Origin of the sequence: Microcoleus sp. (assembly GCF_049646505.1) — a bacterium.
Classification (GTDB): Bacteria; Cyanobacteriota; Cyanobacteriia; order Cyanobacteriales; family Microcoleaceae; genus Microcoleus.
The window spans coordinates 1-21581 of the sequence record NZ_JBARVX010000506.1; the positions used below are offsets into that span (position 1 = coordinate 1).

The following is a 21581-nucleotide window of genomic DNA, read 5'->3' on the forward strand; positions in this document are numbered from 1 at the left end:
CTGCCTCCTCATCAGGAGGATGTGTCTGAAGAATCGGTGCCTTCGCCTAAAGTGTCTGTCTGATGGATTTGAGATGGCCAGATGGTTCTGAAATCTTGAGGTGGAAAATCAAAAATTTAAGTTAGGGCTGACCTGAAAACTCGGTACCAGCCCCAGGCTGCGGGAGTGGAAAATTAAAAAGTTTAGAAAGCAGAGAGAATTCCTAGAGGAGAAAGTATCTGGGGCTTTGCAAAAATCATTGTTTTGGCGATCGAACTCTTGAAGCGGTGGCACGGGCAACCGCGTCCCCGAAGAGCGCGGGCTTGATAATCTGGGGATGGCAGCACGCATGAATGCTGGCGCGCTGTCCGCCCTCCCCAGACGATCGATTGTGGAGTCAATTCTTCAATTCTTCAATCGACGCTTCGATCGCACGCGGGCTAATTATGTCAAAATGTAAAGCGTGTTGGTAACTTCTTCCTGTACCGCTGCTCTGACTCCAACTGCCGTTGCCTTGGGAAACTTTGATGGTTTGCACCTAGGGCACCGACAAGTCGTGCAGCCAATTTTAAATCGATCGTCCAAGTCAAATTCTGCGACGGTTTCGGAGACAAGCCAAAACTTGCGCTCCTTGACTGGCACAGATCAAAATTTGGAAAGCAAACATCCGGGAACCTGCGACAGCGGCTCAGCAGCACCGCCCGATACAGCCGGCAGCGGCCTTAATTTCGATGGTTCGTTCGGCCCCAAGGCAGACGGCAACAGCTTCTCTGGGTTCGATTCTGATGGGGTCGATCGGCTTTACAGCACTGTGCTGACATTCGATCCGCACCCGCAAGAATTTTTTACAGGTAAACCCAAAAAACTGCTGACACCTCTGGCCCAAAAGGTAGAATTGCTCGCAGCAATGGGTGTTGAGCAACTGGTACTGCTGCCGTTCGATCGAGAACTGGCGGCCTTGACTGCTGACGAGTTTGTCGAAAAAATTCTGGTGCGACAACTGCAAGCGAGTCGAATTAGCGTGGGAGTTGATTTTCGGTTCGGACACCGACGCGCGGGGACGGCTGTGGATTTGCAGTCGATCGCCTCCGGTTACGGTATTGATGTTGCTCTTGTAACGCTGCACAATTGCGATGAAGGCGATCGGATCAGCAGTTCTGCCATCCGCGAAGGTCTGGCATCCGGCGACCTCAAAAAAGCCAATAAGTTGCTGGGGCGACCTTACAGTTTAGTCGGGACTGTGGTTGAGGGAAAGCGGCTGGGTAGGACGATCGGATTTCCTACTGCTAATATCGAACTGCCGCCGGAAAAATTTTTACCCTGTTTGGGCGTGTACGCAGTGCGAGTCTCGGTGAAAAATGGAGGAAAAAATATCAAAGATCGAAGTTCTTCCTATAAGGGGGAAAATCCCCAATCTTTAATCGCCGATCGACCGTCAAATTTATCATTCATCAATGGGGTGATGAACATTGGCCGCCGCCCGACGGTAGACGGTTTACAACTAACTGTAGAAGTTCACCTGTTAGATTGGTCGGGGGATTTGTACGGTCAAACATTGAGCGCGAATTTAATAGAGTTTTTGCGACCCGAACAAAAATTCGCTTCTCTGGATGCTCTAAAAACTCAAATTCAAGCAGATTGCGATGTTGCTAGAAAGGTTTTAGCTGCTAATGGTTAATAGATATATTGCAAGAATATTTGTTAATCAAAATTTCGGACGGGCTAGAAGCCCATCCCACATTTTTTTTGTTGTAGTATGGGCTTCTAGCCCGTCCGAATCATGAATTAATTGTGTACAGTTTTACTGGGGCGATTGAAATCGCGTCTACACAAACGAAGTCCTAGCTGAGAGGAACTAGGAATCAAAAGCAATGAAAAGCCAACAATTAGCAAAGTAAATCAACGTAATTAACATAAAATGCGGAACGCTTAAAAAGCTGGCTGTGTGTGTTTTCATTCCTTCTTGCTAACAACTAACAACTAACAACTAACAACTAACAACTGACAACTAACAACTGACAACTGACAACTGACAACTGACAACTGACAACTGACAACTGACAACTGACTTCTACTTTAAAATCAGGGATATGAGAGAACACATTGAGCGGCTCAAACAAAATCTCGGTAAAACTATTGTCGGTAAAGCGGATGCTATTCGCTTGGTGCTTGTAGCCGTGCTTTCGGGCGGGCACGCGCTGCTGGAAGACGTGCCTGGTGTGGGAAAAACGCTGCTGGCGAAGTCTTTGGCGCGATCGATCGACGGGAAGTTTCAGCGGATTCAGTGCACTCCCGATTTGTTACCTACAGATATCACCGGTACTAATATTTGGAATCCCCGCAGCGGAGAGTTTGAATTTTTGCCCGGGCCAGTTTTTGCTAATGTTTTGCTTGCTGATGAAATCAACCGGGCGACGCCGCGAACTCAGTCTGCTTTGCTGGAAGTGATGGAAGAAAAGCAGGTGACAGTAGACGGAATTTCTCGGACTGTTCCGGCACCGTTTTTTGTGATTGCGACTCAAAACCCGATCGAATATCAAGGCACTTTTCCGCTACCGGAAGCGCAGATGGATCGGTTTACTTTGTCTTTGACTTTGGGCTATCCCGCTGCGTTGGAAGAGTTGCAAATGTTAGAACGGCTGTCTGATACTTTTGCAGTTGAGGATTTGCAGCCTTGTATTTCTTTGTCACAGGTGCAGGAATTGCGCCGTTTGTGTGCTGCTGTGAAGGTGGAAGGCTCTTTGAAGCAGTATATTGTTGATTTGGTGCGATCGACCCGCGAGGATGAAGAGATTACTCTGGGAGTGAGTCCACGCGGTGCGGTGGCTTTGCACCGGGCGTCCCAGGCTTTGGCGTTTATTTCCGGGCGGGATTATGCCACCCCGGATGACGTGAAAGATTTGGCACCGCACGTACTTTCTCACCGATTGATTCCGGCGGGAGGAAGGAGGGCGAGGACAATTGTTGATAAGTTGTTGCGAGAGGTTCCTATTCCTTAAAAAGTTGGTAAATAAGTTGCTTGAATTAAAAGAACAAGCTTTCCAGTTTGTTCTGTCAAACAATTAATTTTCTTGTGAAGCGGGCATGAGAACCCGTCCTTGAAAGACTGATTATTGACACTCCCCTAAAGACGCGGGGATTATTAATGACAAACTTTGGACGGTGGAACCGGAATCGATTTAATTCATCTGCGTTAATCTGTGTTAATCTGCCCTCATCTGCGGTTAAAAAAAGAGAATGCCTAACCGCAGATGACAATGGATTGACGCAGATTAACGCAGATGCAGAAAAGAGATGTATGAATTATTCCGGTGTTAACAGATTTTATATCAGTTAATCTATAGGTTTTGCACCAGGATCAAGCACTCTCAAACAGCGCTACTAATTTTTTGGCTTCTAAATCGACATTGTGTTGTTTAGCTACCCGTTCTGCTCCTGTTTTCCCCATTTCTTCTAGCTTTTCTAAAGGTGCTTCCAATGCCGCGCGCATCGCTACGGCTAATGCTTCTACGGAACCGGGAGGAACTAACCAACCGCAAACACCGGGTTCTACAAGTTCGGGGATGCCGGCAACATAGGTGCTAATTACGGGCCGATTGAGAGCGAGGGCTTCCATAATTACGACGGGTAAACCTTCGGCAAAACTCGGCAATACCATTGCGCGGGAAGCTAAAATTTCTTGCTGAACTCGATCGCCGCTGGCCCAGCCGGTAATTTCTATATGGTTTTGCAGGCTGAGTTGTGCAATCTGTTGTTCAATTTCAGCTCGCAGCGGCCCGTCTCCGACAAATACCAATTTAAACTCTAAGCCTTGAACTGCTAGCTTGCTGGCGGCTTCTAGCAATAATAAATGACCTTTTTGTTCGCTGAGCCTGCCGACACAAACTAAGCGGGGTGCTGCGGGTATGGGGACGTGCGGGTGAACTAAAAAGGCTGCATCGACTCCGCAGTGTATGACGTGAATTTTTGACCAATAAGTGCGATCGCACCACCGAAAAAGCTGACTTTTGCCGAAGGAACTGACTGCTGCTACAAAGGTCGATCGTTTAATTTTTTCGTCTAAGGAAAGAAGTGTGGCTTTATCAAATTCTTCGGGGCCGTGAACGGTGAAACTGTAAGTCGGGCCGCCGAGCACGCGGCACAGCATGGCAACAGTTGTCGAATTTGTGCCGAAGTGAGCGTGAACGTGTGCAGTACCGGATTCTGCAAACCAATTTAACAGAATGCAAGCTTCTGCTAAATAAGCTAGATGCAGCAAAATCCCCCGTTCCGAGTGCCAGCCAACTTTGAACATTAACTGCACAGCTTCGATGAATCGAATTGGTCTAGTTGCGGCAGCGCGCAGCAAACCCCACGCTAACCCCTGTACGCCAACTCCTAAGATTACTTTGGTCAATTCTTGCTCTTGTTTGTCTGCCCCGTCTACAAGTTCTGACTCGCAGGATCGGATGGAGTAACGCCCGACTTTGATGCCGCAATTTTCAACGGCTAGGACTTCTCTGCGGACGAAGCTGTGGCTGACTTTGGGGTATTGGTTGACTAGATAGGCGATGTTCATGAAGGGGGCCAAAATATCGTAGTAAAACTTAGATAAGTTTAGCCTTATGGGGGAAGTTAGGGGGCGATCGCAGGTTTGAGAAAGTTTTGGCCGCAATTAGGTCGATCGATTAAAGTCCCCTTGCGGGGAAGTCTGAGCAACTGTCAAAACAAATTTGACTATTACGCAGCATTGTTACGGAAGCTAGTTTCCGTCCCCGTCAGGGGAAGTTTGCAATTTTTTGACGTTGCACTTGAGAAACTCTTGCTTCCAGAAACTACTAACATATCCCATTTTTTTTCACAAGTCAAGAGTTTGAAAGTTTAAAGCTTAATTTTTAATCGTTGAATTAAGGGTTTAGTAGTTTTTTTACTATTTGCAAGTTATCAAAAGATTTATCAACATCTGTTTTTTTATACCTGCGATAATAATCCCTAGCATTAGTTTTTATATTTGTTAAATATCGCGCTATTTGACTTTCATTTTTCAGATTCTTGTAAGCTTTATCCAAATTTCGATCTTGCCGAGCGACAGCAATATCACGAACGTAATCAAACAGGCGATCGTGTGGCGATGAGGAGCCTTGATATTTTTGTTCTAGATCGTCTCCCTGAACCTTGGCATAAGCTGCTACGCAGTGTAAAGCTGAATAGAAACACATTGTGACTGCCCAATCAGGAGAATCATCTCTGATACTCAATGCCGCCTCTTCATTATACTTAGCTTGTTCGCGATGGGACTGTTCGCTCGGCATAAAAATCAACAGCTACTTTCTGGTTTGTTCAGTAATTTCATTTAAGTCAGACCAACACAAATAAATTACGACTCGATTTAACTTTATTGTAGTAGCTTGTAGAACGTGACAAGCTTATTCCTGACAGAGCAACTACTTTAGCTCCATTTTTGATTCTGAAAAACTTCTCCACGATTTTTTCGTCAAAGTACCATTTTTCATTGGTTTTATCCCGCAAATCCCATTCACAATCAATTACTAAATCTTGGATTTTATCCCAACTTTCATCATCTAACTCTGTTTCAGGGTGCAGTTCTAATTCAAACTCAATCCAGTGAATTTCTTCAGGTCTAGAAGCTATAGCTCTAACTTGGGCTACACCGTCCACCTTCGCTAATTCCTGCACTAATTTATGTACTTCAACAGGAGCGGTAAGAGCCTTAAATGAATGACTTACTGCCAGACTAGAAGGGGAGTATTGATATTTTTTCCAACTTTCAGGATTCGAGATTAAATTTGGAAATTCTTTTAAGCTTCTGGTTGCTGTCATTGTCTATTCCTGCAAAAATTCATTGAGACGATCTCTTAGAAATTCGGCTTTTTGCCGGGTGAATGCAAAACTGCCTACCATTTTTTTTGTCTTTGTTGACTCCGAATCTTCAGCATTAAAAGGACTATCTGATAACATTCCTGCTATTAATATCCCATCGCTCTCGTCAATAGCTATTACTACACCAGTCACCAGATAAACTTTATTTTTTTCTGCATCATTCATTTGTGTCATCCTCAGGTATGGTCTTACAAAAACTATCACAACTTCTTGGGTTTTCTTTAAAACTAGGAACTGGATATATTGATATGGCGAGTTCCTAGTTTCTAGGCAAACGCTAGCTTGCACAATGGGCTGCTAAAAGCAGCTAATTACTTAAGCTGCGCCGTTTTCTGTTAGGCTACAAGTCGGTATTCGGACATCTGTGACGAGACAGAGTAGCCTGGAACAGCCTTTACCCAGAAAACTGTATAGTAAGCTACACAATACCCCTGCTTGACTTTGCTTTGAGCGGACGCGGAAGTGTTCAATGCTGAGTAATAGTCAAATTTGTTAGAGTGAGATTTTTTTTTGGCTAACATATTGTGGCTTCTTTTTATGCTTACAGTCAATATTATAGCGACGGGGCAGAGTTAACGCAAGGAGGTTTGGTAGTATCAACAGTCTGGTTTCTAGCCCGCACACTTGACTTTCTTGGGACTCCCATCTTCCTTAATATCTAAAATTTCAACTTTCACCACTTGTTCTTCAGAAAAAGATTGTGCTTTTTTCGGTTCTTTTTCAGTTAGCCTGATAGTTCCCAAAATTTCATAAGTTACTTTGTTCCCTTTGACAGCAGTAACTTTGGCTTCGACAATTTGACCCACTGCAAACTCATGACTGCTAATTGCCCTAGCAATTTCAACTTGTCTCGCTGACTCTAAAACTGGGGTCACAACTTCTCCGATCGGCCCCGCTTCTTTGTAGTAACGCATCAAACGAGATGCCCAACCTAAAATTTGCAGCAGAGTGCTAGCATCTCCTTGAAATCCTTTGAGACAATCGCTACAAGCTTTGTCGATGCTGCGGTAATAATCTGTGGTTTTGCCACTGTGTCCGATTTGTCTGCCATTACCGACTAGGGTTTTTAGATATTTGAAAAACCTCGAAATCGCATCCGATCGATTTTGATTAACTGCATTGCGTAGATACGCGATCGCCTTTTTGAACTCATTGACATCAGTATCATCTTTGGTCAGATTTTGTGCGATATCATGGGCGATTTTCCATTGTTTTTCAGTCAAAGATTCTGTCACTAATTCAGTATTCGACATCTTTAATACATTCCTGTTGGAGGTTCGCGATCGGTCGGATATTTCAACACTTCAGCTAGTTTTTGCAGTTGAGTTGCTTGCACTAAACTAGAATGAGCGGCTTGAATATTTTTCTGCATAAATTGTTGCAATTCTGTGCCAGTCATGCTGTCAGAGCCTGGAGGCTTGTAGGAGGAATAGCGATCGCGCAAATCTCCCTTGTTCTGCAAAACCTTTGCTGCTGTTACTTCCACAGTCATTGTTCCCATGCCGATCGGCTTTCCGCCGCCTACCTTGAGGGCGATCGCATATTTCGGATCTTGTCCCAATACAATCAACAGCGTTCCTAACTCTGCTGCTGTTAAATTTTTGAATTGGATCTGGGTTGTAAATGTGTACTCTTTTGCAGCTTGCTGAACAGTAATGCCTTGATTTTGACCTTTATCAATTGCTCTAATTGTGTGATAGTAAAACTTGCGACCAGCTACCTTGCCTCTTGCGTCAAAATATGCCTTTTGTGAAAGACGTGGACTCCATAAATTGGGCATAAATCCTGTAGCAAAACCAGTATTTTCGCAGTTTGCATCACTAAACTCTATTAATCCTTGCCATCCCCAGTTGTTTCCTGAAGCTCCAAATACCTGACTGGCAGGACAAAGCCTTTCTTTGTGCTGAGTAGAAGGTAAGCGCTCTTCTGGGTACTTATCGTTATACTCTTTCTTATTAGTAATAACTCCTAAAGTGCTGTTAGTAATGGCTTCGTATGCTGACCGGATGCAGCCTTTGAGAGAACTACCTTGAATTGATAACTTTTGGTCAATATTTTGAACCATTGTTTTGATTAAAGGGACGCGGCTGCCTATGTCGCTACCCATGACTACTACGCCTGTAGAGACGTGCAAAGTAGTCTGAACTTTCAAAGTTAGAAACAAAGTTCCGTGCAGGCGATCGCCCAAATATTTGTGATGTCCGGCAGGGGCTTTTTTCGGCGGGCGTTCCTTGGGAAAACTAATTAATTCATAAGGTTTAGGTTCTCCCATTTCACCAGTATAGTTATTAGAAACCGGGCTACTTGGAGGCGGCGGTGTAGAACGTCGGGGTTTTGGTAGGGGATTATTAGTCATTTTTACTCCTGACGGTGAGGGCGACAAAATGAACGGTGGCAGTTCTTTGGTCTTGAAAGTATCGCTGACCTATGCTAATATTTTTAGATTCAATTGTTTTGTTGTTTTCTCCTTGATAAATAAAATTTTTAGGGAATTTGGGTTCGTCAAGGCTGTGAAAGTAAGCAGCGCGATCGCACCATTCCCAATTTTCACCTAGCTCCTTAAATCCTTCTAGATCGACTAAATTGGCTTCAACTCGACTCAGGATTAGTGCTTCATACGTACTTCCCTGCTTTTTCCAGCGCAATTCGCGATCGCTATTAAACATTTGCCCTTCAAAACCGGGGAAAAACTCATCGGGCAATTTCATGCAAATGCCGCTGACTGCGTGGGGCGATCGCACAAAGTAGTAACTTTTCTCAGTTGCTAATTTTTCTAACAACTTTTTAACATCATCCGGTGACAAACCTGGTTTAAAATATACAAAACCTTTGTTCATGCTGCGGCACCTGTTAAAAGCTTACTCCAAGCACGAACCGCACATTGAAATAAATTCGGTACACCAGTCTCACCGTCTCCTTGCCATTTTAGCTGCACTCCAAAACCTAAATCCATCGGTTCAGCAGCAATGGGAGTTGGCTGATTGTCCGGTTTAGGAAAACCATAATTTGCAGCTTCTTCCGCATCTAAAAACTCTCCCGCACCCAGCAAGAAAGCGTGTCCCCATCGACCGGATTTTACTATTTGTTTAATTTGGCGATTATCTTTATCTAATTTACAACCGGGATACTGAACTACGGCTTCGTTATATTTGACTGTCACCGTCCCCAAACCGCGAGATTTAGCAAAACCAATCCCAAACCAACCATCATTTAAGTCTCGCAAAACTAAGCCAATTAAGCCTAATTGTGCTAAGGAAAAGTTTTTGAGATGTATTTTTGTGCGAAATTCTCCGGCGGTGCAGACTTGATAGTTGAAAGGGCCGACAGCTACGGAACCGAAAACGCGATCGATCGCGACTCCATTGCGTTCTTGAATTTTGAGCTGTTTCTTATCAATTGGGTGAGCATCTTGGATTCTCAGCCTGCTAGCAATTGAAGTGTTGCCAAATAGTTGGTCTGTAAAAGAAGATAACTTGTAAATATCGCTCGATGATTTTTTCTGTAAGTAATCGTACTTGTCATTCAATGGATCGTTAGCCCAGAGAATGTCGAGACGATCGGGATTGCTATCTTTACCTACTGTCCTGACAACTCTCTCAGCATGAGCGCGAATAGCACCTTTTAAACTGCTTCCAGGTAGATAAATTGACTTTCCTCCTGCATGGTAAGTCTCGACAAACTCCATATCCGGTTTAGTCGGATCGGCTCCTTCTTTACCGGATTTAATCAAAATTGGGCCGTCAGGAATAAGAGTTAAGTCAATGGTACAGTGGTTGACAAATCGTTTGTGCATAGTTTGATTTGATTGAGAAAACTTGTAATACTTAAGCCGCTACTAAAGTATTTAGCTGCGATTCACACTCTTGAAATACATAATTGACAGCAGCAAAAAGTTTATCTAGCTCCTGAAGGCTGTAAAAATTTATATTTTTGGTAAATAGCTGCCCTTCTAGCTTGCCAAATTGCCAGGTTTTACCATTGGAAACTATACCCAAAATAATTACCTGTAATTCATCATTCAGTCGCTGTGCCGCAACCATTTCAGCTAAACACTGCGCCCACCCTTCATCAAATTTGTCTTGCTTAGCCTCAACCAAAAGAAAATAAGGTTTTTCAAAAACAAATTTTCCCAAAGGAGAGCGCTGAGCTAAAATATATTCAGGAAAACCAGACAAATTTTGGTCGTAGGTAAGAGACTTATGACTCCATAAAACAAATTTACTGTGATAAGTTTTCCAAACTTCTTTAATAACAGGATAGATCAAGTTTTCGCACACCGCAAACTCTGAATTGTCCACAACTGCTTCTCGCATCATAAATGCTAAGTCTTCCCGAAAATAGTCAGGGATATTAAACTCAGATTCTCTCATGAAATTAGCTTCAGTATAAGTAATCTGAAACCCTTTGAGAACTTCCCCGATATCTTTATAACTGCTGAAACCCATATTGACATCCTTTATGCAATATTTAGTTTTATTCTTGAGCTATTTGAGATGGAGATGATTGAGAAATGTTATTGTTCAGTAGTTTATCGATCAGCTTTTGTACCCACTCATCTTTATAATCGACCGCATCTTCATAAGCAGTTTCATCTCCCATCACTAACTTTTTTAAGTATTCTAACAAAAATTCGGGATGGTCTTCGACATCAATCCAGCGCATTTTATCAATTTCTAGTTTAACCACTCCTAAGCCGCGCGATCGCCCGCCGCCCAGCGGAATTTGTTCTGTCTCAAATTGATGCAAGCCGATCGCCAATAAGCCCAATTCCCACTCTTCAGAATTTTCGACAACCGCTTTAAAATCAAAGGGAGTACCTGCGGGGACAACTTGGTAGTCGTAGAGTTTGCCATCGGCGGCGGTTTCTGTGTCTCTGTCAATGGCTACTCCATCTCGTTCTTGATATTGTCCGAACCACGCATCGGGTTGTACGGTTAAGTCCCGCACTTGGAATTTGCTGGCCAGCCAAGGAGAACCAAATAAGTGGGATACCATATCTGTTTGTTGTATAGTCACTGCTGTTAAAGCAAAGTCATAGGTATACTTTTGCTTCAACGAATTGAGTTGCTCTTCAGACAGTAATGTTTGATTTGTTACCACCTCAACTAAGTCTCTTAAAGAAAAATTTCTGAATTCATCATTCTTTTTGACAGAATGTAATGTCACTATTTTTTCTAAATCTAGTTCTTGGATAAATTGAAATCTATTGTTCTTAACTTCCTCAACTAAATTCACTAGAGATAAATTATTGAAATCCTCTTCCTCCCTTAAAAGATAGACAGCCAATAATTGCTTTAAATCGATCTCTTTAATGCTTTTAATCTCATTAGCTGTCAGTGACCATTCATTCTCAATAGCTGGATTGGCTACCAGCTTGCGATCGTTGCCCAAAATTCCTCTTAGGAAGCTTTCTAAGCGCGATCGCAGTGCACCTTTAAAACTAGAACCGGGAATCAAAGGTCGCCCCAAAGCATCTTTGATTACTGGTAAATCGGATCCGATCGGTTCAGTCGATCGACCTTTACTAATCCGCAATGCAGTTACAGTTGTCAGCTTTCCTGTAATTTCCAGTCGATTTTTGAAAGTGTCAAACATAAACTCACCCAAGTAATTAAGTTAATTCAGACTTAACCAACTGAACACATCTTGCACCGATATCTGCCAATCTCCTAGCAAGCTGAGAACTGGTAACGTTTCTTCGCCTCGTTTGATTTCTGGTTGTTTTTCTGGTTTAAATACCATAATCATTCGCTCTTGAGGATCGATCAACCATCCAAGTTCTGTGCCGCGATCCAAACAAAATAAAATATTGTCAATGACACGGATTGGACTTTGGTTTGGTGATAAGATTTCTATCGTCCAATCCGGGTAAGTTTCAAAGTTATTCTCTATTTCGCCATTAGCATCCACAGGAATTCGCTGCCACGAAAAAACAGCGATATCTGGGACGATCGATCGACCACCAAAAGTACAGCGCAATTCTGTAAATGCACTTGCTATGCGATCGGGTTCACCTACGTGATTGATTTGTGTAGCTAAACGGATTTGTAGTCGGCTATGTTTTCCTTTTGGCATTCGTTTCTGGTAGATTGTTTCGTTGATGTATTCACTAGCTGGTTTGGTTTCTGGCAGTTCCAAAAACTCTGTTAGGGATAGTTTAGGTGGAGATTGAACTGAAGTCATGGTTGTGCGGAAGTTTAACTTGATAACTAATGGTGTTTAAGGAGTGGAGGGGCGATCGCACTGCACCTTTAAAGCTTGAACCGGGAATCAAAGGTTTGCCCAAAGCATCTTTAATTACAGGTAAATCGGAACCTATCGGTTCTGTCGATCGACCTTTGCTAATGCGTAACGCGGTTACAGTTGTCAATCTTCCTGTGATTTCTAGACGGTTTTTGAATGTGTCAAACATAGTTTTTTTCTGTTGTTATATGATTTTTTATTTAGCGTCTTGGATAGGTAGGTTTTTTCATTTCTTTTTTCAAAATATTAGTAATATCGCTGAACTTATCACCTGAGACTACTACAATTTTGTCATTTTTAGCCTTATTCAAGAATTCCTCAGAGACTTTAACATCGCTAGTTATAAACAACTTGACGCAGTAATTACCACCTAGCTTTTCCGCTTTAGAGTTAAGTTTTGACAAGTCTTCAGACTTAAATCCTCCCGTTTTACATTCACAAATCATGGCGTTAGCATTATTCAGACAAAATACATCTAGCTCACCCTTATAGTTATCTAGTTCAACCCCCATTGCTACAGAGTCAAATTTACACTCAATCGCTGATAAATATACATATAACTCCAACCATTCTCCAGCTAAAAAAGCATAGTTTTCCTTGGTTTGAATTTTAAATTTAATTTCTCGCTCTGATTGCTGAAGGTTCTGAATAATTTCAGCTTTTGCTAGCATTTCAAAGAAAGTCTCTAAATCATTGTCTAACACTTCTAATTTCTCAAACTTATCTCTTGTAAGATTAAAACCTCTCGGAGCTTTAATACTATCTGCACCTTTAGCATCGCTACGAATTATAGAGAGAATTTGGCTGGAAATGTTAACCTTCTTTCCAAAGTATTGTGCAACCGAATCCGCCTCATTCTTCCCCGTATTTTTTTTGAATATATTAAGTCCATACATAGCGAGATAATTCTCTACACTTAATGGCTTATTAAAAGAAGTTGGTTCTTTGCCAAAAACTAAAGGATTAATTTGAGAAATATCGGTATTAACGTTAAAGACCAATGCTTCTTTATACTTTTTTAAAACATAGCTATAAACCGAAAATGCCATTATTTGAGGAGCTGTCGTCAAATTGACATACTTCAAATGTTTGACACCATTACAAAGTTCATCTACTGCTTTATATACATCATCAAATTTGTTTGGGTTAACGATTTTTACATCAGTAATTTTATCGCACAGCAAATTTTTTTGTTCTTGCTTAAGAACTTTCTCTACATTTTCTTGAAACGTTGGATAATCATTGCCATCACATAACAAAAATTTGACCCGATCGACTTTATCGAGAAACTGAAGAGCACCAGCAATTGCTGGAACTGCACTGCGTCCGCCAATTAAAACTAACATTACACTCTCTGACATTTGTGATTACCTCAATTTACTTAATCGCGATCTTGTTTAAACATTTAAACTTTGTTGCCATCTCGCAGATACTTGAGGTGACGAGAACCGTAACCCAAATAACGGCGAATCAGTTCTAGCCAAATCGGCTTAAAATCTATTTGCGAACATTCTGCAATGATTCCGGCAGTTTTTTTGATGTTACCATCAATATCTTGAATTAGTTTTTCAGCTAAAGATTCTTTCCCCCTTCCCCATTTTTTATCCCGACCAACTTGATATCGGATGAAGTTCTTGATCACTTCTGCACTATCAGTAGTATCAGATACGCGGACTAAGTTGCGAAATTGAGATTCTTCTAAATCGCCATATTTGGTTTTATCTAAAGCATCCTGAATCCAAATAACTAGATCGTCTTCTACTTGGCGAATAGATCTTTGTACTTCTAACTCTATCCTTTGTTCTGTACTTATACTCATACTGCTTCCTCCCGAAATACAAGGTGAAACTGGTTGCAAATTTGAATTTGACCGAAGCCTTCGCAGGTGCGATCGCCCAATCCCCTCATTTCCAACTCTCCCAATCTCTGAATCCAAGGCTCTGATTGAGTTGTGCTGAACAAATAAACCGAACCTTTGTTGGTTATCAACTCCATATCTTTCATCAATCCCCAAGCCGCATTCCAGCCAGAAAGATAATCGTAACTGCTGTAAGCGGCTTCCAGTTTCAATGATGAATCTTCAACTTTGGCAAACTGCCGCAACATCTTTTCAGATATTACTGTAGTCCGACGCCAATTTTCAGTCAGTATAGCATCGGATTGCAAGTCCAGGGTGAAGTAAGTGCGGTTTGTTGGTGACTCTTTAATAGGACTGCCAAAAACTTCCCATTTCTCCCAACGATATTTTAAGTTTTTGTTAAATTCAGCGATGCGATCGCTCACATCTATCTTAGCATCAACAGGAGTTTTTGTGTTAATTTCAACTTTTCCCAATCCTCGGGAAGTCGAACCGCCCAAGCGAAAGTTTTGATGGCGCTGCTGAATGAAATTCCGCAAAGATTCCGCTAATTTGTCCTCCACTAAAATCGCACCTCGATAGTAAACAGGATTTTGTTTGTTCTCCTGAGATTCATTCAAAACTTCCAAACTGTAAAGTATTTCTTCCTCCGATGTAGCCCTGCGACGATTAATCCCTACTCGCGTTAACAGACGTTTGTTGACTTTAAGGCTGTGATACTTTTTATTGAATTTACAGTAAAAACTAATGCCAGCAGGATCGACTCTTCCTCCATCTTCCGGGCAATTCGGATCGTAGGGATATCCGTAACCTTCAGCACAAAAGCGATCGATTAAAGTATCAAAAACCCCATGACTTTTAGGTTTCAAACCTGTCTTATTTTCAGAGGTGAAACCAGGCTTATTTTTAGAACTGAGTGCAGTTCCAGGTAAAACTCTAATTTCTTTAATCCTGTCTTGAGGAACAGGGTGTTTTTTTATTTGTAATGCAGAGGGATAAGCATTTTGGAAAATTGCTGGATTTTCACTCAAGAATAAAGCTTGAAAATCGCCGCCCTTCTGGGTTAAATCGCTCGATCGCCCATTTGACAGATCCAATATCTGAGCAGCCACAGCACCCCGAATCACCGTACCGGGGATATAGTCTACAGCCTCGCTAATCGAACCTCCCGGTTTCTGACGGGCGATCGCCAAAGGTGACAAAGCTTTAATTTCCAGTTCAATTCGCTGCATTTTTCCTTCCCCTCGCTAGAAAATCCCAATCTGCTTCAGTTACTTCAAATTTTGGTAAGTTTTCCCAACTCAACCATCCCAAACCGGCCGATTTACTGCCGCCTAATGCGTGAATGTGTTTGAAACCAGCCAACATCAAAGGTTTGGCGTAACAGGGGCAATTTGGTAACAGATGAATTTCACCTTGAAATTTCAGCGAAACATGAGGTGGAGAAGTCTCTAAAAAGTAGAGTTTATTTTCTTCTGCGGTGCGACGGCGGCGATTTATTGTGACTCCAGGACGCAAAAACTCAGCTAAATTTTCGGGTTTTTCCGTACAAATCAAATCGTCAAACATCACCCGCGATGGCAAAACTGGATCGCCGAAAATTTGACTAATTAAACAGTGATAAGTCTCATTATATCCTGAAACTTGGTATTCGCTGCGACTAAAATTATTCGGTGCTTTGTCTCGGCGGATTACCATTTTTCCAGGACTGGGAGACTCGGAAATCTCCCAACCCAAACCTCTGGCAATTTTCTCGCATTCGTGACGGAGGCGGCCTTTAATCTGAGAACCTGGAATTAATAAGTTTCCTTCTGCATTGCGGACGATCGGCTTATCTGCAAGGGAACCGGATGAACCGCCTGCGCCTACACACAAAGCTGTATCAATTACTGCTGTAAGTGTGTAAGGTTCAATTGAGTTTGATAGTGTGCTGAGAACAATCACGATTCCACCTCCACATTGACCGCATCTTCTGAACTTAATTCTGAATTTTCTAATTCAATGAAATCGTAAATGTCTACAATTTCTCGCCAAATTGTTTCATATACGGTTCGTTTGTTTTGCTCTATCACAGACATCCAGGGAGCTAGATTACCATTATTTTCTGGATCTTTTGGTTTGCACCAAGCTTCTTCAAACTCTTTTTTAAGTATTTCTGAATTACCATCTTTGAGTCTGGTTCGGAAATAGCGGTAGTTGAGGATTGTTGTGTTTTTCCCTTGTTCTAGGAAACTGCGAATTTGGTAGAGTTGCGATTTGGGAAATTCAGCGTTTTTCAGGGCTTTGACAGACTCAATCAATCCGCCAATTTCATGCAAAGTGTATGGTGCGGCGTACAACTTAAGTTCTTGAGGACTGTCTTTGGTTAATGCTTCCTTGCGGAATTCCTCGATGCTGGATGATAGCGCAGTTACAGATTTCATCACCAAAAAATCAACTGTCCCCCCACAGTATCCGGCTTCTTTTAAAGATTTGGCGCGTTTCTTGGCTGACTTGAGTAATTGCTCGTACAGTTTTTTGGCGTAGTAAATCGGAGTTTTATAATCGGCAATCAACACGCCGATCGATGTACTTAATTGACAATTGCTAGCTACTGCATTTTGACTTAGGTAGCGGTGACACTTGCTGATGTCAATCGGTTTTTCTGATGGCGGAGTTTGATAGTTGCCTTTAATTTCAACACCAGGTATCTCAACTTGTTTGAGCAAGATTTGTTCAAACTCTTCTCCGATGGTTTTGGCGATCGCCAATGCCCGATCTGCAGGTACAATTAAGATAATGTCATCGCCGCCAATGGTAATAATCTCAAAGGGATGAATCCAAACCAACTCTCGATCGGAATTATCATTTTCTTTGGCTTGGCGGGGATGAAGGTGCTCGGATAAGGCTTGATAAACAGCATATCTTGTGGCATTGTCAACATCTTCGCTAAAATCTTGATATTCTTGGGGTGTAGTAATTTTTTGAATGTAGCCGCCCATGTTATTGCCGTCGGCATAGATGTAGGCGACAAAGCCATTACTCGTACTGCCAAGCTGAGTTAAAGATTCAGCTATTTTAACTGATTCAATGTCGCAAACATCGCAGTATTTATGAAGTTTGACCGGATGTTTTTCTAAGAAATCCTCAAACTTGTCAACCCAACCTTCAATCACAGCAGGATGCCATTCTGTGTACCAATGAGTTTCCTTGATTGTTCCATGCTTTGCCCGATCGCCCGCTTTGCGTTTTCGTGCCGAAACCTCGGAAAACCAAGGACTCCCCGGAAGGCCTTTTTCGCTGCGATTGTCGGGATTGTCGGTAGCGCGCGCAATAGCCGATCGCCGATCCGACTCGTCCCTTTGCAAATAAGGGTGCGTTTCCAACATCGGCGGGTAGCGGCGGCTGGGACGCTTTTCCAAGTCATTTTCTTCAAAGTCATTCCCGCTGCGCCGCTGATTAAACATCACGGCCAATTTAGTAGTTAATTCATTAAAACTCTTGCGATTGGCAAACGCCTCTTCTACGCGAGATGGATCGGCAGATTCGTTTGGCATTTTATCCAGCTTACCAAAATAAGCCTCAACTAATACATCATCATATTTTTGGCGGTATCGATCGAGCCAAAATGTTTGTTCGATCGGGTTTCGCAGCAAACCAAATCGAATTTCTAAAAGCTTAAACCTATCTCCTACCGCGCAGGAATTAGCAGTGATGGTTTCAAAAGAATAGCGTTTTTCAATGGCATCAGTTAACTCATTTACAAAAGCTGCTGGGCAGAAAGCTAAGATATTTCCGCCAGTAGAATAGACAATCATTTCAGGAATCAAAGCTTTTGAAAGCTTGGATTCGCCCGAAAAGTTCTCATCCAGCCATTCTCTTACTTTGGCAAAGTGAATATTGTAACGGTTAGATTCAGGATGTTTGTCAAAAAAAGCAGGTAAATCGACTAGGTTGATGCGATCTAGAAGTGAAGACGCACCGCGAATGTCTGGCAGTTTTGCGTCTTCAAATACATACTGCTTAACCTTAGTTACACCGCCGTAAACTAAACCAATTTTCTCCTTATAATTCCACAAATTCGGGTATTTATTTTGCAAATCGGTAATTGTTTCGGGAAATTCTCCTTTGGGGATATGGCGGGGAATAGCGAGAAGTTCCCGAACCCGATCGACAATTTCCCTCACCTGTGGCGGCACTTCCTCCCCAGAAGTCAACGCCCGCCGCATTTCTTGCAACACGCTGGGATCGAATTGAGGTTCGCGCCCCTCGCCCCAAGCCAGACACCAAGCAATACCGATCGCAATACTTTCCATATGCAAACCACTCAAAATCCGGTGTGACAGCCCCAGATTGCCTCAATAATTGGCAATAATTCGACGTACAATTCTATATAGCTTTCTATTGTCACCTAAATTTTAGACAAAATCAACCGCCGAAAAAAAAATCGCCTCAACTCCCGCAACCCCTCACACCAATGGTTTTTCAGACACAACTTGCTCTACATCTACCAAGATGGCAGCAAATAAGGTAAAGTAAACGGCACAAGAGTTTAGAACTCTCAAACTGCCGCAACTCGCCAAACCGCCCCTACCCAAGCAAAAATCGCCGGTAGAGGCGACATTAACCGCTAACTGCTAACCCCTAACAACCGACAAAAATGCAAACCTACTACTACGTTTTAGCCAGCCAACGCTTTTTGCTAGAAGAAGAAGCTCTTGATGAAGTGTTTAAAGAAAGAATCCGCAACTACAACGAACAAGAAAAACAAATAGACTTCTGGTTGGTCAAACAGCCAGCTTTTATAGAAGCACCGACAATGAAAGAAGTCAAAGCAAAATGCCCTCAACCAGCAGCAGCCATTATTTCCACCGATCCTGTCTTCATCACTTGGTTGAAACTCCGATTAGAATATGTACTGACAGGTGAATTTCCAGCACCGTCAGCCAATATTCCCGATGCCCTCGCATCGCTACAGACAGCATGAATCAACTAGCAAAAAAATCTACAGCTAAGCGAGGGAAATTAACGGGGAAATTGTACAGTATTTTTGTCTTTTTCCCCCTATTTTCTGCTACGACGATCGCTCTTTTGACCTTGACAATTTTATCGAGTTCTGTTAAAGCTGAGTCGAGCTGCAAACCGCCGCAGTCCGACGAATATCTACTGTTAATTGTCACCAGAACACCCGAACAGCAAGAAAAAGCAAAACGCTCTTTTCCCGGAAATACTGACAATACAGTTTGTCGGTACATCAACGATACGGTGACGCGAGTTGGTGGCTTTCGCGACTCGCAAATTGCTAACGATTGGGTTAAATACATCCAAGATGTTGTTGGATTGCGAGCTTATGTAGTACGATCGCCCGCAGCGGCACTTCCTCAAAATTTGCCCGTCTACAACCCTGAACCAGCAACAGGTTCTGAACCAATCGCCAATCCTCAAACCGGTAATATTGGGTTCAATCCCCAAGCCCTCGGCCCCGGTTATGCAGTGTTAGTAGATTACTTCAATCAACCGGAATTAGCCACCCAAGTTAAGCAAGCATTGGGCACGCAAGTAGGCTTGGCTTCCTACGGCCAACGTCCGTTTTTATTCGTCGCTTATACCACGGATCAAAATGCCGCTACTGCTGCGGTAAAAGCATTGAGCGATCGGGGTTTTTGGCCGATGTTGGTAGACAGCCGCCGCGTTACGGTAATTAGTCCTGCTGTTAAGTGAAAGTTAAGATTAAAAAATTCGATCCCCCCAGCCCCCTTAAAAAGGGGGAGCAAGAATTCAAAGTCCCCCTTTTTAAGGGGGATTTAGGGGGATCGGAATATATGCAACTTCACATTAAATTGGTATTAACAATTATTGTTGTTTGAGCTGTTGGCCGTCGTTTCCTAGCTGACTTTCGGCCCGCTTTTTTGCCTCGATTGCGGCTCCGTAATCCGGTTTGTAGCGAATTGCTTTGTCATAGGAGGCGATCGCATCTCCGTATCTTTTTACCGCTACAAGGGCATTGCCGCGGCTGTACCAAGCTTCCGAATAGTCCGGCTTGACATAGACGGCTTCGTTGTAAGAGACGATCGCATCTTCGTACCGCTGCAAATTGTACTGAGCATTGCCTCTATTGTACCACGCTTGAGATTCTTTCGGGTTTAAATCTAGGGCTTTGCTGTAACACTCAATTGCTTGTTCGTACCGGCGCAATTCGTGGTAAGACCAACCTAAATTGTACCATGCTTGATAATAATCCGGTTTTAATTTGACCGCTTTTTCGTAAGCTTCTACCGCTTCTTCATGCCTCCGCATTTTTAGCAAAGCGATGCCTTTACTGTACCACGCTTGATAAGAATTTGGTTGAAACCGCACGGCTTTTTCGTAGGCTTCAAAAGCTTCTTCGTTTTTGTTCAATTCTAAAAAAACATTGCCTAAATTGTACCAAGCCTCATAATTATCGAATTTGATTTCAAGTGCTTTTTGATAGGATTCTACGGCGCGATCGTACTGTTTTAATTTTTGGTAAGCTTGCCCCATATTGTACCGCGCACGGTACGAATCTGGCTGAAATTGTACGGCTTTTTCGTAGGAAGCGATCGCCTCTTCGTAGCGCTGCGAATCTAACAGAGTATCGCCTTTTCCTTCCCAGGCTGCGGCATAGTCGGGCTGGATTTTTAAAGCGTTGTCAAAAGATGCGATCGCCTCTTGAGACTGTTGCAACTTATCCAAAGCATAACCGCGTCCCGTCCAAGCTTCCAAATATTCCGGCTTTAATTCTATTGCTTTGTCATAGGCTGACTGCGATTCCTGATATTTTTTCAATTCATATAAAGTTTTAGCTTTTTCCTGCCAAACTTCCGCGTAGTCTGGTCTGAGAGTTATTGCTCGATCGTAAGCTGCCAGAGCTTCTTCAAATCGGCTTAAATTGTAAAGGGTATTTCCTCGGTTGTACAAATCAGTTGCATTGGCAGAATTAAAAGTATGTACACCATAAATTGATGCGAGAATCGTGATGCCAATCACGCCGGCGATCGCCCCTATTTTCAAATACAATTTTCGGCGCACTTTAGGCGGCTTTTTCGCAGCAGCAACCGGAGGCAATACCGGCACCGTACCGCTGAAAGAATTTTTCAATTCTTTAATAGCTTCCAGCGTTTCGCCCGCACTAGAATAGCGCTGCCGAAAATCGTACCGCACCATCTTATCTAAAATTTTAGCAAATTCCGAACTGACTGATGCTTTATCCTGCCAAATAATTTCCTCTGTATTCGGATCTTTGGTCATTTGGTGCGGAGTTATGCCCGTGAGGCATTGAATGGCGATCGCACCTGCAGCATAAATATCGCTGCTGAGTTTCGGGTTGCCGTGAGCTTGTTCGCTGGGCATATAACCGGGAGTTCCGATGCTCACACTCAAGCTATTCTTTGGCTGAGGATTAGTAATTTGAGTAGTGATTTCTTTGACGGCTCCAAAGTCGATTAACACTAACTTATTATCTCGATCTCGGCGCAGGATATTGCGAGGATTTACATCGCGGTGAATCACATTTTGCTGGTGTACAAAATCTAAGATTTCGAGAAGTTCCTCCAATATACAAATAACTCGATCTTCCTTCATACCTCCCACATTTCCAGGAGAACCCCCCCCTGCCCCCCCT

23 protein-coding genes are annotated in these 21581 nt (G+C 42.8%); 5 read left to right on the forward strand and 18 right to left on the reverse strand.

The window, feature by feature from the left end; translation table 11 throughout:
* Nucleotides 1–316 precede the first annotated feature (316 nt).
* From WBA89_RS24175 to WBA89_RS24185, 3 genes are all read left to right on the forward strand, one after another.
* The gene (locus WBA89_RS24175; RefSeq protein ID WP_424410002.1) at nt 317–439 is read left to right on the forward strand and encodes a hypothetical protein; all 123 of its coding nucleotides are present in this window, start codon (nt 317–319) and stop codon (nt 437–439) included.
* A 3-nt stretch (nt 440–442) separates the two neighbouring features.
* Nucleotides 443–1657, forward strand: a complete 1215-nt coding sequence (locus tag WBA89_RS24180) for a bifunctional riboflavin kinase/FAD synthetase (protein WP_424410004.1) — start codon at nt 443–445, stop codon at nt 1655–1657.
* A gap of 412 nt (nt 1658–2069) precedes the next feature.
* Complete coding sequence (locus WBA89_RS24185; protein WP_424410005.1) at nt 2070–2978, forward strand: AAA family ATPase; 909 nt, start codon at nt 2070–2072, stop codon at nt 2976–2978.
* A gap of 359 nt (nt 2979–3337) precedes the next feature.
* Here the strand turns inward: WBA89_RS24185 and WBA89_RS24190 are convergent, their stop codons facing one another.
* The 17 genes from WBA89_RS24190 to cas10 all read right to left on the reverse strand — a co-directional run bounded on the left by WBA89_RS24190 (nt 3338) and on the right by cas10 (nt 18270).
* Entirely contained in the window at nt 3338–4537 is a 1200-nt protein-coding gene (locus WBA89_RS24190) for a glycosyltransferase (RefSeq protein WP_424410033.1), read from the reverse strand.
* Between the two features lie 328 nt (nt 4538–4865).
* Nucleotides 4866–5270, reverse strand: coding sequence for a hypothetical protein (locus tag WBA89_RS24195; protein WP_424410006.1), 405 nt, complete (start codon nt 5268–5270; stop codon nt 4866–4868).
* A 46-nt stretch (nt 5271–5316) separates the two neighbouring features.
* Complete coding sequence (locus WBA89_RS24200; protein WP_424410008.1) at nt 5317–5799, reverse strand: hypothetical protein; 483 nt, start codon at nt 5797–5799, stop codon at nt 5317–5319.
* Nucleotides 5800–5802: 3 nt separating this feature from the next.
* On the reverse strand, nt 5803–6024 hold the full coding sequence (locus WBA89_RS24205) for a hypothetical protein (RefSeq protein WP_424410009.1): 222 nt from the start codon (nt 6022–6024) through the stop codon (nt 5803–5805).
* Between the two features lie 446 nt (nt 6025–6470).
* A complete protein-coding gene (locus tag WBA89_RS24210; protein WP_424410011.1) occupies nt 6471–7112 on the reverse strand; it encodes a hypothetical protein in 642 nt (213 codons plus the stop codon).
* Between the two features lie 2 nt (nt 7113–7114).
* Nucleotides 7115–8215, reverse strand: a complete 1101-nt coding sequence (locus WBA89_RS24215; RefSeq protein ID WP_424410013.1) for an RAMP superfamily CRISPR-associated protein — start codon at nt 8213–8215, stop codon at nt 7115–7117.
* Nucleotides 8208–8696, reverse strand: coding sequence for a hypothetical protein (locus tag WBA89_RS24220; protein WP_424410015.1), 489 nt, complete (start codon nt 8694–8696; stop codon nt 8208–8210). Before WBA89_RS24220 ends, WBA89_RS24215 begins: the two co-directional genes overlap by 8 nt.
* The gene (locus WBA89_RS24225; RefSeq protein ID WP_424410016.1) at nt 8693–9652 is read right to left on the reverse strand and encodes an RAMP superfamily CRISPR-associated protein; all 960 of its coding nucleotides are present in this window, start codon (nt 9650–9652) and stop codon (nt 8693–8695) included. Before WBA89_RS24225 ends, WBA89_RS24220 begins: the two co-directional genes overlap by 4 nt.
* Nucleotides 9653–9683: 31 nt before the next feature.
* A complete protein-coding gene (locus WBA89_RS24230) occupies nt 9684–10304 on the reverse strand; it encodes a hypothetical protein (protein WP_424410017.1) in 621 nt (206 codons plus the stop codon).
* 28 nt (nt 10305–10332) lie between these two features.
* The gene (gene csx7, locus WBA89_RS24235) at nt 10333–11454 is read right to left on the reverse strand and encodes a type III CRISPR-associated RAMP protein Csx7 (RefSeq protein ID WP_424410018.1); all 1122 of its coding nucleotides are present in this window, start codon (nt 11452–11454) and stop codon (nt 10333–10335) included.
* Nucleotides 11455–11475: 21 nt separating this feature from the next.
* Nucleotides 11476–12042, reverse strand: a complete 567-nt coding sequence (locus tag WBA89_RS24240) for a Uma2 family endonuclease (RefSeq protein ID WP_424410019.1) — start codon at nt 12040–12042, stop codon at nt 11476–11478.
* Nucleotides 12017–12271 carry an RAMP superfamily CRISPR-associated protein gene (locus tag WBA89_RS24245; protein WP_424410020.1) on the reverse strand — a complete coding sequence of 85 codons (255 nt, stop codon included), beginning with the start codon at nt 12269–12271 and terminating at the stop codon, nt 12017–12019. Before WBA89_RS24245 ends, WBA89_RS24240 begins: the two co-directional genes overlap by 26 nt.
* A gap of 31 nt (nt 12272–12302) precedes the next feature.
* Complete coding sequence (locus tag WBA89_RS24250; RefSeq protein ID WP_424410022.1) at nt 12303–13463, reverse strand: Card1-like endonuclease domain-containing protein; 1161 nt, start codon at nt 13461–13463, stop codon at nt 12303–12305.
* Nucleotides 13464–13507: 44 nt separating this feature from the next.
* Nucleotides 13508–13921 (reverse strand): hypothetical protein, encoded by a 414-nt coding sequence (locus tag WBA89_RS24255; RefSeq protein ID WP_424410024.1) that lies wholly within the window; start codon nt 13919–13921, stop codon nt 13508–13510.
* A complete protein-coding gene (gene csx10 / locus WBA89_RS24260; protein ID WP_424410025.1) occupies nt 13918–15192 on the reverse strand; it encodes a type III-D CRISPR-associated RAMP protein Csx10 in 1275 nt (424 codons plus the stop codon). The genes WBA89_RS24255 and csx10 overlap by 4 nt, the downstream gene beginning before the upstream one ends.
* The gene (locus WBA89_RS24265) at nt 15179–15904 is read right to left on the reverse strand and encodes an RAMP superfamily CRISPR-associated protein (protein WP_424410026.1); all 726 of its coding nucleotides are present in this window, start codon (nt 15902–15904) and stop codon (nt 15179–15181) included. Before WBA89_RS24265 ends, csx10 begins: the two co-directional genes overlap by 14 nt.
* On the reverse strand, nt 15901–18270 hold the full coding sequence (gene cas10 / locus WBA89_RS24270; protein WP_424410027.1) for a type III-B CRISPR-associated protein Cas10/Cmr2: 2370 nt from the start codon (nt 18268–18270) through the stop codon (nt 15901–15903). The genes WBA89_RS24265 and cas10 overlap by 4 nt, the downstream gene beginning before the upstream one ends.
* 329 nt (nt 18271–18599) lie before the next feature.
* Between cas10 and WBA89_RS24275 the strand changes: the two genes are divergently transcribed.
* Nucleotides 18600–18926 (forward strand): MgPME-cyclase complex family protein, encoded by a 327-nt coding sequence (locus WBA89_RS24275; protein WP_424410028.1) that lies wholly within the window; start codon nt 18600–18602, stop codon nt 18924–18926.
* Nucleotides 18923–19660, forward strand: a complete 738-nt coding sequence (locus tag WBA89_RS24280; protein WP_424410030.1) for a hypothetical protein — start codon at nt 18923–18925, stop codon at nt 19658–19660. Before WBA89_RS24275 ends, WBA89_RS24280 begins: the two co-directional genes overlap by 4 nt.
* A 132-nt stretch (nt 19661–19792) precedes the next feature.
* On the opposite strand, the gene WBA89_RS24285 is transcribed toward WBA89_RS24280, so the two are convergent.
* Nucleotides 19793–21581: tetratricopeptide repeat protein (locus WBA89_RS24285; RefSeq protein WP_424410031.1), on the reverse strand; the 1789-nt coding region annotated here is incomplete at its 5' end.

Bases quoted from the DNA above. Each gene is read 5' to 3' on its own strand.
- WBA89_RS24175 (WP_424410002.1), top strand. From the start codon at position 317: ATGGCAGCACGCATGAATGCTGGCGCGCTGTCCGCCCTCCCCAGACGA.
- WBA89_RS24185 (WP_424410005.1), top strand. From the start codon at position 2,070: ATGAGAGAACACATTGAGCGGCTCAAACAAAATCTCGGTAAAACTATT.
- WBA89_RS24190 (WP_424410033.1), bottom strand. From the start codon at position 4,537: ATGAACATCGCCTATCTAGTCAACCAATACCCCAAAGTCAGCCACAGC.
- WBA89_RS24195 (WP_424410006.1), bottom strand. From the start codon at position 5,270: ATGCCGAGCGAACAGTCCCATCGCGAACAAGCTAAGTATAATGAAGAG.
- WBA89_RS24200 (WP_424410008.1), bottom strand. From the start codon at position 5,799: ATGACAGCAACCAGAAGCTTAAAAGAATTTCCAAATTTAATCTCGAAT.
- WBA89_RS24205 (WP_424410009.1), bottom strand. From the start codon at position 6,024: ATGAATGATGCAGAAAAAAATAAAGTTTATCTGGTGACTGGTGTAGTA.
- WBA89_RS24210 (WP_424410011.1), bottom strand. From the start codon at position 7,112: ATGTCGAATACTGAATTAGTGACAGAATCTTTGACTGAAAAACAATGG.
- WBA89_RS24215 (WP_424410013.1), bottom strand. From the start codon at position 8,215: ATGACTAATAATCCCCTACCAAAACCCCGACGTTCTACACCGCCGCCT.
- WBA89_RS24220 (WP_424410015.1), bottom strand. From the start codon at position 8,696: ATGAACAAAGGTTTTGTATATTTTAAACCAGGTTTGTCACCGGATGAT.
- WBA89_RS24225 (WP_424410016.1), bottom strand. From the start codon at position 9,652: ATGCACAAACGATTTGTCAACCACTGTACCATTGACTTAACTCTTATT.
- WBA89_RS24230 (WP_424410017.1), bottom strand. From the start codon at position 10,304: ATGGGTTTCAGCAGTTATAAAGATATCGGGGAAGTTCTCAAAGGGTTT.
- csx7 (WP_424410018.1), bottom strand. From the start codon at position 11,454: ATGTTTGACACTTTCAAAAATCGACTGGAAATTACAGGAAAGCTGACA.
- WBA89_RS24240 (WP_424410019.1), bottom strand. From the start codon at position 12,042: ATGACTTCAGTTCAATCTCCACCTAAACTATCCCTAACAGAGTTTTTG.
- WBA89_RS24245 (WP_424410020.1), bottom strand. From the start codon at position 12,271: ATGTTTGACACATTCAAAAACCGTCTAGAAATCACAGGAAGATTGACA.
- WBA89_RS24250 (WP_424410022.1), bottom strand. From the start codon at position 13,463: ATGTCAGAGAGTGTAATGTTAGTTTTAATTGGCGGACGCAGTGCAGTT.
- WBA89_RS24255 (WP_424410024.1), bottom strand. From the start codon at position 13,921: ATGAGTATAAGTACAGAACAAAGGATAGAGTTAGAAGTACAAAGATCT.
- csx10 (WP_424410025.1), bottom strand. From the start codon at position 15,192: ATGCAGCGAATTGAACTGGAAATTAAAGCTTTGTCACCTTTGGCGATC.
- WBA89_RS24275 (WP_424410028.1), top strand. From the start codon at position 18,600: ATGCAAACCTACTACTACGTTTTAGCCAGCCAACGCTTTTTGCTAGAA.
- WBA89_RS24280 (WP_424410030.1), top strand. From the start codon at position 18,923: ATGAATCAACTAGCAAAAAAATCTACAGCTAAGCGAGGGAAATTAACG.